Here is an 11,609-nt window from a genome sequence, read left to right as displayed (position 1 = left end):
AAAACCATGAAGCAAATGATTGTACAATGCCAGCAGCAGATGACCCAAATGGCGCTGTTGGAAGAGGGACGATTGGTTGAATATGCGGCTGAACTACCGCGAAAACGGGGGATTCTAGGTTCTTTTTTCAAAGCGAGGGTGGTCAATGTGCTACCAGGTATGCAAGCCGCCTTTGTTGACATTGGACAGCGAAAGAATGCCTTTTTGTACGTAGATGACGTACTTCACGCTCATTTGGACAAGCAGCCGGAGGTAAAGCCATCCATTTCTGAAGTGTTAAAGGTGGGGCAGGAAATTGTAGTACAGGTATTAAAAGAGGCAGTTGGTAGCAAAGGAGCCAGGGTCACCACTCATTTTTCACTTCCGGGTCGCTGGATCGTATATATGCCCCGTGCTGATTATGTGGCCGTATCCAAGAAGATCGAACGTGAGGGCGAGCGCATCCGTTTGAAAGCAATGGGAGAGCAGCTACGCACAAGTGAGGAAGGACTCATAATCCGTACCGTTTCGGAGGACATGAGTATAGAGGCGATTGAAAATGATCTGAATCAACTACGTAAGCAGTGGGCGGCTATTCAGCGTAAAGCTGGTGAACACTCGGCTCCGTGCGAATTACACCGGGATTTAAGTATTGTTCAGCGATTGATTCGGGATGTGTTTACACCTGAACAGGATGAACTGGTTATTGACAGTGAAGAGCAAGCAAAGGATGCAGAAATCATGCTGCAACAGATTTGTCCTGCGAAAGCTCATGTAAGTATATTTCGTGGTGCAGAAGAAACGATTTTTAAAGCTTATGGCATTCATGAGCAGCTGGAACGCGATTTTGCGCGAAAGGTATGGCTGCAGGGCGGTGGATACATTGTCATTGATCATACGGAGGCACTAACCGTCATTGATGTGAATACCGGGAAGTTTACGGGAGGCAGTAATCTGGAAGAAACGGTAACCCGGACTAACATTGAAGCAGCTGAAGAGATTGCCCGCCTGGTACGTGTGCGTGATATTGGTGGTATCATCATCATTGATTTTATTGACATGGAACAAGAGGAGAACCGTCGGGAAGTATCCTCTGTGCTGGAAGCAAGATTGAAGAAGGATCGGACCAAATCTTATGTTGTCGGTTGGACGCGGTTAGGTTTGCTGGAAATGACCCGCAAAAAAGTGCGTGAAGAAAAGACGCTCGTGTAGAGCGATGCGTAACCCAAAATCATTTTAAAACTAAAGGTTGAATGTGTATAAAGCTTGTGCTACAATCATTTAGTATGTGTGATGCGTAAGATTGGCTGCACATGCTGTAACCGCTCCAATCAGGTACTGAAGTGCAGTATCCTAAGGGAATCTGCCACCTGCTATTAGGCGAGTCTGAGACATAAGGAGGTGCAAGCAAATGTACGCAATTATCGAAACAGGTGGTAAGCAATACAAAGTTCAAGAGGGCGACGTATTGTTCATCGAGAAGTTGGAAGCTAATGATGGTGAAACTGTAACGTTCGATCGTGTTCTGGCAGTGTCCGGCGACAATGGCTTGACAGCAGGTACACCGCTTCTTTCTGGAGCTTCTGTAACAGCTAAAGTTGAGAAGCATGGTCAAGGTCAAAAGGTCATCGTATACAAATACAAACCTAAAAAGAACTACCATGTGAAGCAAGGTCATCGTCAACCGTACACGAAAGTGACGATTGAAAAAATCCAAGCGTAAGAGGGTGCGATAAGTGATTATCGTGCGTATTACACGACTGGAGGATGGCAGCATACAGGGGTTTTCCGTTAAAGGACATGCAAATTTCGCTAAATCTGGCGAGGATATCGTATGTGCTGGCGTTTCGGCGGTAACAGTAGGAACTGTCAATTCGATTGGAGCTCTTACGGACGTTGAGATGGAAACGGAAATGGAAAACGGCTTTTTAAGCGCGTATCTTTCTCCTGAAAGTTATCATGATGCGAACGCACAGGTTCAACTGTTGCTGGAGTCCATGGTGATTATGCTGACAAGCATTGCTGAATCATACGGTAAGTATATTCAAATAGAAAATAATCAAAGAAGGAGGTAGACATCATGTTGAAATTGACATTGGATCTTCAATTATTCGCATCGAAAAAAGGTGTAGGTTCCACAAAAAACGGACGTGACAGTAAATCGAAACGTCTTGGAGTGAAACGTGCTGACGGTCAAGCAGTTACCGGCGGTAGCATCCTGGTTCGTCAACGCGGAACGAAAATTCACCCGGGCACGAACGTGGGCATCGGTAAGGACGACACCCTGTTCGCGAAAGTAGACGGCGTTGTGAAGTTCGAACGTTGGGGCCGTGATCGCAAAAAGGTGAGCATCTACCCGATCGACGTTGCTCCAGTAGCAGCTACTGTAGAAGCTTAATAGCGGCTTAGACACGCTGAAAAGCCTCCGGCACTTTTGTCGGAGGCTTTTTTGCATGATGGTAATGAACTGGAAAGTTAGTCTGTGCTATACTGGATTAAGGTTCTTTAATAATCCATTTAATTATCGCAGAACGGAGAGAAGCCATGTTCCAGCGGATAAGAGCGCCTTATCTGGCGTTGGGTTCCATTCTGATTCCTTTGGTTTTTTCACTGCTCTATCCCGAAGTATTAACGATTATCTTATTAGCAGTATGGTCTGTAGTTGCTGCATGTTTTGGTATGTGGTATACGAATAGACAGGTTGAGTATGAGCGGAAAGCTGCTTTGCGTTCTTTTGAGCGTACAGCGATTGCAATGCTTAACCATCATCGGCATGACTGGATGAATGACTTGCAGGTGCTTTATGGATATATTCGCATGAATAAGCATGATAAATCTGTTGCTTATGTGGAAACAATAAAAGGGCGCGTGGCGGAAGACAGTAAAATATCTAAGTTGGGTATTCCCTCACTGGTGTTTTATTTACAGTCTTTTCGCGTGAACGCCGGTAATTTACAGTTGTCGGTACAGGTTGAGGAGCAGTTAAAGTTAGACGCTGTCATGTCTCCCGAAGACGGCGAGTCGCTTGCCTCGGCCGTCATAGAAACGGTGCGTGCGTATCAATATGGCGGGGGCCGGTCGTCCTGGGGAGAAGTGCGCAGATTGACACTTTATTTCGGTATGGATCAGAATGATGTTATCGTCCGTTTTGAAGGAAGTGACATACCTGCGGATTTGAATATCCTTAAGCGGGTCAGATCCGTACCCGGAAGTGAACGCATTCGAACAGAGAAGCTCCCTACGGGCGAAATGTTTCAAATTCGGATGCAGTGCCAGACATAAGGAAGGTGTAACCATGTTTGTAGATAAAGCGAAGATTTTTGTTAAAGGCGGAGACGGCGGAGACGGATTAATTGCGTTTCGTCGTGAGAAATACGTTCCTGAAGGTGGCCCAGGTGGTGGTGACGGAGGGAACGGTGGAGATGTAATTTTCCGTGTAGATGAGGGTTTGCGTACCTTGATGGATTTTCGGTACCAACGACATTTTAAAGCCCAGCGTGGAGTGAAAGGTCGTAACAAAAGTCAACACGGAGCCAATGCGGAGCACATGATCGTACGTATACCGCCGGGAACGGTCATCATAGATGATGATACTGGTGAAGTAGTAGCAGATATGACACGTCATGGTCAACAAGTCGTCGTAGCTAAAGGAGGACGCGGAGGGCGCGGGAACATCCGTTTTGCTACGCCGAGTAATCCAGCGCCTGAGTTGGCTGAGAACGGTGCAGAGGGACAAGAACGTTATATCACGCTTGAGTTAAAAGTAATGGCTGATGTAGGCTTGGTCGGGTTTCCTAGTGTTGGGAAGTCTACCTTGTTGTCGGTTGTATCTTCCGCAAAACCGAAAATTGGGGCCTACCACTTTACAACGATTACTCCGAATTTGGGTGTTGTGGATGTGGGTGATCATCGTAATTTTGTGATGGCGGATTTGCCTGGTTTAATTGAAGGGGCTCATGAAGGTATTGGGCTGGGACATGAATTTCTGCGGCACATTGAGCGGACGCGTATTATTATCCATGTCGTGGATATGGCGGGCTCCGAAGGACGTGACCCGTTTGAAGATTGGACTAAAATTAACGACGAATTGAAGCAATATAATTCAGCATTGGCTGAGCGTCCGCAAATTGTGGCGGCCAATAAAATGGATATGCCGGAAGCTGAAGAAAACCTGGCTCACTTCAAAGAGCAGATTGCTTCTATACGTCCTGATCTTGAAATCATGCCTATTTCCTCACTGACACGTCAAGGTGTGAAGGAACTGCTCTACCGGGCTGCTGATTTGCTGGATCAAATACCGGACGAGCCGGTTGTTGAGGAAGTAGCAGAAGTTAATGAACGTAAGGTATTTAAGCTGGATACAGCAGAAGACGAGGGCTTTACAATTGTACGTGAAAACGATACATTCGTGGTGCAGAGCCCTAAAATTGAGCGCATGATGAAGCGCATGCAGTTGAACTCGCATGATGCCATTTTGAAATTAGCAAGAACGTTACGCCACATGGGTGTGGATGCTGAGTTACGCAAGCGTGGCGCCAAAGATGGTACATCTGTACGCATTGCTGATTTCGAGTTCGAATTTGTTGAAGGCAGCAGCTACTACTAAATTTCAAATAAAGGTCTAAAACCTGAACGGTTACTGTACTATAGGAAACTCTATAGAAGGCAGTAGCCGTTTTTTGCATTGTTTGCTTGCCGATTTTCATGAGTTTCGATATAATGTCCTCTATACAAAAACATAAGTCTTTGAGGAGAGGACGTTCTTGAAAGAGCGCTATTACTTGGTACGGGAAGATATTTTGCCTGAAGCTATTGTTAAGACCATACAGGTGAAACTGCTGCTGGCTTCAGGAGATGTTAAAACCGTGCATGATGCCGTGGAGCAAGTTGGGCTAAGCCGAAGCGCCTTTTATAAATATAAGGATGGCATACATTTGGTTAACCAGCTGGAGCGTGAGCGAATTGTTAATATCTCTATTGATTTGGAACATCAATCCGGAATGTTGTCCAGGGTACTTGGCAGAGTGGCAGATTTCGGAGGCAATGTGCTGACGATTCAGCAAAGTATTCCACTGCAAGGCAGAGCCAACGTAGTCATCTCGGTAGAAATGTCCAGACTCAGTGAAGAGTTGGGTGTTCTACTGGAGGGCTTGGAAGATATCTCTGGAGTCAAACGTGTTCGCCTGATTGGGCAAGGTTAAGGCAATACAGTTCATTAGATAAAAGTTATCAGGAGGGGAATGGATGAAACCGGTCAAAGTAGGATTGTTAGGTTTGGGGACGGTAGGAACGGGGGTCGTTCGAATCGTAGAAGGCAATCAGGAAGACTTGAGCAGACAAGTCGGTTCACCGATCATCATTGAAAAAATAGCTGTAAAAAACATAGAAAAATATCGTTCCATTGAAGTGGAGACGAGCAAACTTACTGAGGACCCATGGGAAGTTATTCGGGACCCTGAAATTGATGTAATTATCGAAGTCATGGGCGGCGTTGATCAGACGAAGGAGTACATTCTTGAAGCGCTGGAGCGGGGTAAACACATCGTAACGGCAAATAAGGACTTAATGGCTTTGCACGGTTCTGAAGTATTAGCAAAGGCGCAGGAAAAGCAGTGTGATATTTTTTATGAAGCGAGTGTAGCGGGTGGTATCCCGATCATTCGTACACTAATTGAAGGTTTCTCCTCCGACCGCATTACCCGCATTATGGGGATTGTGAACGGTACGACAAACTTTATTTTAACCAAAATGAGTCAGGAAGGGGCCTCGTACGAGGAAGTTCTCAAGGAAGCACAGGAGCTTGGGTATGCTGAATCCGATCCGACCTCAGATGTGGAAGGACTGGATGCAGCCCGTAAAATGGCAATTCTCGGCACGCTGGGTTTCCGCTCTAATGTAGAGCTCAAGGATGTAAGTGTCAGCGGCATTTCAAAGGTAACCAGTGAAGATATTGCTTTTGCTAAAAAACTAGGATATGAAATGAAATTGCTAGGCATTGCAGAGCGCCAGGGTGATGAATTTACGATTAACGTTCAGCCGACCATGGTACGCAAGCAACATCCATTGGCTTCGGTGAACGGGGTATTCAACGCGGTGTATGTATGTGGTGAAGCAGTGGGTGAAACCATGTTTTATGGTGCGGGTGCAGGTGAAATGCCGACGGCAACATCAGTTGTAGCCGATTTAGTTGCTGTAGTGAAAAATCTCAAACTTGGTGTCAATGGGCTTAAAGCCATCGTTCCTTACAACCCTAAAAAAATTAGTAACGACGAAGATGTGTATTTCAAAAACTTCGTGCTTCTGCATGTGGATGATAAAGCAGGGGTGTTGGCACGGATTACGCAAGTATTTGCTGAATTTGATGTCAGTCTGGCATCTGTTGTGCAGCAACCGAATGAGGTTAACCCCGATGCTGAAATTATTATCGTGACTCATTTAGCCAGTAAAGCAAGTATGAAAAAGGTTTTGGAGCATTTTGAAACTTTGGACGTCATCCGTCGCATCAAGAGCGTATATCGAGTAGAGGGATAGTCAATAAAAGCAGGAGGAATTGTCTGTATGACCGTTTTAAAAACAGTAAGAGTGCGTGTGCCCGCGAGTACGGCCAACTTGGGTCCGGGCTTTGATACATTGGGCATGGCGTTGTCCTTATATGCATGGATTGAAATGAAGGAGGCCGAACAGACGGCTTTTCATTTATACGGAGATGAAATGAATGGTGTTCCCCAAGATAAAACTAATCTGATTTTCAAGGTAGCACAAATGGTTTTTCGGGAAGCGGGTGTATCAGTTCCTGAGCTCGATATTTCGATGTACTCAGATATTCCACTCACTCGTGGTTTGGGCAGCAGTGCTTCCGCCATTGTGGGCGCCTTGGTCGCTGCAAATACGTTGATTGGCTCGCCTCTGCCGGATTCCAAGTTGTTCGATATGGCAAGCGCCATTGAAAAACATCCGGATAATGTTGGAGCTTCTCTGTTTGGCGGTATTATTACAGCGATGTGGGACGGTGAGCGTGCTAGGCATTTACGACTTGAACCGGATACCAATCTGGAGGTTATGGTAGTTATTCCAGATTTTCAGCTGTCCACGTCGAAAGCCAGAGAGGTTCTACCCGCACAAGTATCATTGAAGGATGCTGTATATAATATAAGTCATGCTTCCATGTTGGTAGCAGCATTGGCATCAGGGCGAACCGACTTAATCGCTGAAGCGATGCGTGATCAGCTTCATCAGCCTTACCGCGCGGCACTTGTGCCAGGTATGACAGAGATCTTGCAGGATGCGCACCATTATGGTGCTTTGGGTGTGGCTCTAAGTGGGGCTGGACCAACGTTGCTGGCATTGACAGATCGGCGGGAAAATCGGAAAGCAGAGCTGGAGCAGTATTTAACGGATACCATGAACAAAGAGGGGATCACTGCTTCTGTTTTAAAATTGCGCCCTGAGAATGAAGGAGTTAAAGTATATACAGAAGGGAATACTCTCCCTTTTATGGATATGATTAAAGGGGAACTTACGATATGAAACGAATTGCACTTCTTCCTGAGGGGACTGTTTCTCATGAAGCGATTAAGTATTTGTTAGGAGATACGTCCCATGAATTACTTTTTTACAAACATATCGCGGACGTATTTCAGGCAGTAGACAAGGGTCAGGCAGACTATAGTGTAATTCCCATTGAAAATACGATTGATGGCTCTGTAAGTTTGCATATGGATTGGCTTGTACATGAAGTAGACATTCAAATGCAGGCGGAATGGGTATATCCTTCAATTCAAAATCTTATTGGTCATCGCAGTGAATTTACGAAGGATTTGGACAAGCTAGATTTGAGCAAAGTGGTCAAAATTATGTCTCATCCTGTGGCGCTTCCCCAGTGTAAAGAATTCATACAGGCTTCCGCTCCTCAGGCCGAGTTGGAGAGTGCAGGAAGTACGGCGGAAGCCGTCGAAATTGTTAAACATAACCCCGGTAAAGGCTGGACCGCTCTCGGAACCAAGCTTGCGGCTGCCAAACACGGATTGGATATTTTGGCCAGCAAAGTGACGGATCACGATAACAACTTTACCCGCTTTGTCTTGATCGGTCATCAACCTATAAGTCTCCCGGGTACGCCTGAAGGTCAGCGAACCAGTATTTTGGTCACGCCGCCGCAGGATTTCCCGGGAGCGCTGCATCAGGTTTTATCCGCATTTGCATGGCGCAGGTTAAATCTGTCCCGTATTGAATCGCGTCCAACCAAAAAGCAATTGGGGAATTATTATTTTTACATTGAAGTTTTGGAATCTCTGCATTCCGTGCTACTTCCGGCAGCCTTTGCAGAGATCGAGGCTTTGGGGTGCCATGTACGTGTTCTTGGCTCTTATCCAAGCTACAAGTATGTTGAAGCAGCGATCGAACCTATTTTAAAGGAACATTAATCGGAGGTGTGATTTTAATGGCAGAACAATGGATCTATCTGGATGGGCAGCATGTGACTAAGGAAAACGCAAAGGTTTCCGTATATGATCATGGATTCTTGTACGGAGACGGTATATTTGAAGGCATTCGTATTTATAACGGAAATATTTTTAAATGTAAGGAGCACTTGGAGCGCCTGTATGATTCTGCGAAATCCATTCAATTAAACATTCCGTTGTCTTCTGATGAAATGTTGGAAGCAATGGCTGAAACGATTCGTCTTAACGAAATGCGTAACGGATATATCCGTCTAGTTGTATCCCGAGGTGCAGGAAATCTAGGTTTAGACCCTCTTCGTTGTGCGAAGGCGAGTGTCATCATTATCGTGGAGCAGCTCGCCATTTACCCAGAAGAAGCTTACTTGACTGGCCTGAAGACAATTTCTGTCTCTCAGCGTCGCAACATCCCGGATGCTTTGAATCCGAAGATTAAATCATTGAACTATCTCAACAATATCCTCGTGAAGATCCAGTCTAACTATGCTGGTGTAGGTGAGGCTATTATGCTCAATTCCCAAGGATATGTGACGGAAGGCTCTGCAGACAACATTTTCATTGTCAAAAACGGAGTGTTGTATACACCTCCTTGCTATTTGGGAGCGCTTGAAGGAATTACTCGTAATGCTATTATCGATTTGTGTGCTAAGCTTGGGTACTCCCTTAAGGAACAACCTTTTACACTGCATGATGTATATGTTGCGGACGAGGTGTTTTTTACAGGAACTGCGGCAGAAGTTATTGCAGCTTATGAGGTGGATGGTCGTACGATCGGCTCCGGCGTTGCTGGCCCAGTGACTTTGGAGCTCCTGACTGAATTCCGGAAGATCGTGGATCAGGATGGCTACAAAGTGTGGCAGGACTAAAATAAAACCGAATCCTTTTAACTGAATGCTCGCGAGAGTATTTAGTTAAAAGGATTTTTTTGTTTGTATGGGGTCATTCGCCCGGTAGGTGCATAGGATGTAATAACAGAAGCCGGGCGTTTATCCCGCCCGAACGAAAGTCTAGGAGGTTTGTGACCTGTGAAAATACACATCGTCAAAAAAGGTGACACTCTATACTTGCTGGCACAGAAGTATAATGTGACGCTGGAGAAAGTTATTGCCGCCAATCCCCAATTGGCAGACCCTAATCAGTTGAGCATCGGAGAGAAAATTAAAATTCCGACAGAGCCTGTCACGATGGAAACACAGCCGTCAACGGTATATCAACACAAGGTTAAGCAAGGAGATTCATTGTGGAAATTGTCCAAGGCGTGGAATGTACCGCTCAAGCTAATTATTGATGCCAATTCCCAGCTTAAAAACCCGAATGCACTACTGGTTGGAGAAACAGTTAATATTCCACACTACAAAGAAGAGAATTCTGATTTTACTGAGAATAAAAAAAATACCGCAGTCAAAGAAGAGATGACACAGCCTAAACCTGAATCCCCCACTAAGCAAGAACTTACCCAGCCCAAGGCAGAGATGACACAGCCTGAGCCGGAGAATATGCCTAGCCCTAAAGAGGAGATGACACAGCCGAAAGAAACAGTGAATCCTCCTAAGCTTCCTGAATTAAAACTGCCTGAAGTTCCTATGGCACCCGTAAATCCCGCTCCACCTCAAATGCAGCCCATAGTTACACCACCTGCTCCACCTCAAATGCAACCTATAGTCACCCAACCGATTGCATCTAAGCCACAGCTTCCTACAACTGTTGTGAAGCAACCTGTAGCTGAAAAGTTTTGCGGCTGCACAAAATCGGAGCCGATGGTAAATTCCGAGTGGTCGATACAACAGCCGACATCTGATTATAGCCCACAAATAAATGCAATGCCGAACTCGTGGTATCCGGGGATTGGGTCTCCTCAAGCGCCTATAAATACCTCCTTAGCAGAATATGCCTCTCCTACTGTAGTTTCTGATCAGGGCTATCATCATGACTGTGAGCATCCATGGTGCTGGGGGCCTGTGCAGACACCAATTATAAATGCCTATCCAACTCCTTATCCTGCCTATTCAGATTGCTGCGCCCCCGGATATTATCCGAGCCATGAAGCGTCTGAAAATGCATCCTATCCTGTCTATCCTCCATTTATCCATCAAGGGCATCCGCCGCAGTATTCAGAGAGTACAGTCCAGAGCAGTCAATGGAGCCAGGCATGGGGAGGACCTCCATATGGTTTGCCTGCGGCTGGACACGTATCCGACTATAGCCAACTACAAGGGCAACAATCTGCGAATTCCCCTTATCATCCGTTTGCGCATGGGAATGCACCTATGTATCCATTAGAGGGATATACAACACCCTATATGTTTATGCCAGACTGTGGATGCCGGGAAGAGAACGTCCAGTCGGCACCAGCAATTCCAGGAACGCAGGAGGTAGGTAACAATCTGACTATAGCATCCCAAAATGAAATTGATTCTTCTTCTAAAACAAAGGATCGTAGCGTGAGTAAAGGTAAATCAAAAGACAGCTCTGGCAGCACATCCAAAGAAGAGACGTCCAAAGTCAAGGTTTCCAGTAAAAATGCTACTAATAAGAAGCAAAAATCCCGTAATTCAACTGGAGGAGAAACTCGTTCCTCATCCTTTAGTGCTCGTTCGCGTAAAAATCCATGGATTAGGGACTGACGTGGCTAAAAGTAAAAAGTAAAAGAAGAGAGACTCCTAGTAGTGCCCCGGCTTTATTAGTCATTAAGAGAAAGAAATGAATGTTAAAGAGACTGTTATTCTGCTTGAGGGAATAATGGTCTCTTTATTTAAATGCAGTGATTTTAAAGATGAGAAAATAATTTTTAAAAAAAGGTGTTGCTACTAAGCTTATATATGTGGTATATTCTTATAGCTGTCTTTTACAAGATAGTTAGCAATACGAAAACAAAGCAGAGTTGATTATAAAATCCTCTTAAAAAAAAGTGTTGCAAAGACGCGTAAAACATGATATATTATTTAAGTCGCCGCTGAGATGCGGTGGTGAAACAAAGTGAGATATGATGTAGGTTTGATCTTTGAAAACTGAACAACGAGTGAGTGCGGATTTTGCTTGCAAAATCCAACGCTGAGATTTTGGTACATGCCATCAGGCTGTATAAAATGGAAGCAAACAAGAGATATTTTTTATCTCGTCAGTTTCAAAATGAGCTTATCGCTCTTTCTATAAACCGACTTCGGTTGGTCT

The 11,609-nt window shown here is 45.2% G+C and carries 12 protein-coding genes and 1 other annotated feature; all 12 genes read left to right on the top strand.

The window, feature by feature from the left end; translation table 11 throughout:
• Positions 1-6: 6 nt before the first annotated feature.
• The 12 genes from MHH57_RS19020 (at position 7) to MHH57_RS18965 (ending at position 11,062) form a co-directional block, all read left to right on the top strand.
• Positions 7-1,191 (top strand): Rne/Rng family ribonuclease, encoded by a 1,185-nt coding sequence (locus tag MHH57_RS19020; protein ID WP_342434403.1) that lies wholly within the window; start codon positions 7-9, stop codon positions 1,189-1,191.
• A 98-nt stretch (positions 1,192-1,289) separates the two neighbouring features.
• Positions 1,290-1,377, top strand: a sequence feature (ribosomal protein L21 leader region).
• Between the two features lie 13 nt (positions 1,378-1,390).
• Positions 1,391-1,702 (top strand): 50S ribosomal protein L21, encoded by a 312-nt coding sequence (gene rplU / locus MHH57_RS19015; protein WP_013311592.1) that lies wholly within the window; start codon positions 1,391-1,393, stop codon positions 1,700-1,702.
• A gap of 13 nt (positions 1,703-1,715) precedes the next feature.
• Positions 1,716-2,054, top strand: coding sequence for a ribosomal-processing cysteine protease Prp (locus MHH57_RS19010; RefSeq protein WP_013311591.1), 339 nt, complete (start codon positions 1,716-1,718; stop codon positions 2,052-2,054).
• Positions 2,055-2,059: 5 nt separating this feature from the next.
• Complete coding sequence (rpmA, locus tag MHH57_RS19005) at positions 2,060-2,377, top strand: 50S ribosomal protein L27 (protein WP_039272574.1); 318 nt, start codon at positions 2,060-2,062, stop codon at positions 2,375-2,377.
• A 146-nt stretch (positions 2,378-2,523) separates the two neighbouring features.
• Positions 2,524-3,261, top strand: coding sequence for a Spo0B domain-containing protein (locus MHH57_RS19000; RefSeq protein WP_029518427.1), 738 nt, complete (start codon positions 2,524-2,526; stop codon positions 3,259-3,261).
• Positions 3,262-3,274: 13 nt separating this feature from the next.
• The gene (obgE, locus tag MHH57_RS18995; RefSeq protein WP_029518428.1) at positions 3,275-4,585 is read left to right on the top strand and encodes a GTPase ObgE; all 1,311 of its coding nucleotides are present in this window, start codon (positions 3,275-3,277) and stop codon (positions 4,583-4,585) included.
• Between the two features lie 157 nt (positions 4,586-4,742).
• Positions 4,743-5,180: an ACT domain-containing protein gene (locus MHH57_RS18990; RefSeq protein ID WP_013311587.1), complete on the top strand. Its 438-nt coding sequence runs from the start codon at positions 4,743-4,745 to the stop codon at positions 5,178-5,180.
• A 43-nt stretch (positions 5,181-5,223) separates the two neighbouring features.
• The gene (locus MHH57_RS18985) at positions 5,224-6,510 is read left to right on the top strand and encodes a homoserine dehydrogenase (RefSeq protein ID WP_342434402.1); all 1,287 of its coding nucleotides are present in this window, start codon (positions 5,224-5,226) and stop codon (positions 6,508-6,510) included.
• Between the two features lie 27 nt (positions 6,511-6,537).
• The gene (gene thrB / locus MHH57_RS18980) at positions 6,538-7,506 is read left to right on the top strand and encodes a homoserine kinase (protein WP_342434401.1); all 969 of its coding nucleotides are present in this window, start codon (positions 6,538-6,540) and stop codon (positions 7,504-7,506) included.
• Positions 7,503-8,402: a prephenate dehydratase gene (pheA, locus tag MHH57_RS18975; protein WP_029518431.1), complete on the top strand. Its 900-nt coding sequence runs from the start codon at positions 7,503-7,505 to the stop codon at positions 8,400-8,402. Before thrB ends, pheA begins: the two co-directional genes overlap by 4 nt.
• A gap of 17 nt (positions 8,403-8,419) precedes the next feature.
• Complete coding sequence (ilvE, locus tag MHH57_RS18970; RefSeq protein ID WP_165148833.1) at positions 8,420-9,304, top strand: branched-chain-amino-acid transaminase; 885 nt, start codon at positions 8,420-8,422, stop codon at positions 9,302-9,304.
• Positions 9,305-9,463: 159 nt separating this feature from the next.
• The gene (locus tag MHH57_RS18965; protein ID WP_029518433.1) at positions 9,464-11,062 is read left to right on the top strand and encodes a LysM peptidoglycan-binding domain-containing protein; all 1,599 of its coding nucleotides are present in this window, start codon (positions 9,464-9,466) and stop codon (positions 11,060-11,062) included.
• Positions 11,063-11,609 lie beyond the last annotated feature (547 nt).

The organism is Paenibacillus sp. FSL H7-0442 (assembly GCF_038593105.1).
GTDB lineage: Bacteria > Bacillota > Bacilli > Paenibacillales > Paenibacillaceae > Paenibacillus > Paenibacillus polymyxa_D.
Note: the sequence above shows the minus strand (reverse complement) of the source record. Positions and strands in the feature narration are given on the sequence as shown.

Coding starts and splice junctions, on each gene's coding strand:
- MHH57_RS19020 (WP_342434403.1), top strand. CDS start 7: ATGAAGCAAATGATTGTACAATGCCAGCAGCAGATGACCCAAATGGCG.
- rplU (WP_013311592.1), top strand. CDS start 1,391: ATGTACGCAATTATCGAAACAGGTGGTAAGCAATACAAAGTTCAAGAG.
- rpmA (WP_039272574.1), top strand. CDS start 2,060: ATGTTGAAATTGACATTGGATCTTCAATTATTCGCATCGAAAAAAGGT.
- MHH57_RS19000 (WP_029518427.1), top strand. CDS start 2,524: ATGTTCCAGCGGATAAGAGCGCCTTATCTGGCGTTGGGTTCCATTCTG.
- obgE (WP_029518428.1), top strand. CDS start 3,275: ATGTTTGTAGATAAAGCGAAGATTTTTGTTAAAGGCGGAGACGGCGGA.
- MHH57_RS18985 (WP_342434402.1), top strand. CDS start 5,224: ATGAAACCGGTCAAAGTAGGATTGTTAGGTTTGGGGACGGTAGGAACG.
- thrB (WP_342434401.1), top strand. CDS start 6,538: ATGACCGTTTTAAAAACAGTAAGAGTGCGTGTGCCCGCGAGTACGGCC.
- pheA (WP_029518431.1), top strand. CDS start 7,503: ATGAAACGAATTGCACTTCTTCCTGAGGGGACTGTTTCTCATGAAGCG.
- ilvE (WP_165148833.1), top strand. CDS start 8,420: ATGGCAGAACAATGGATCTATCTGGATGGGCAGCATGTGACTAAGGAA.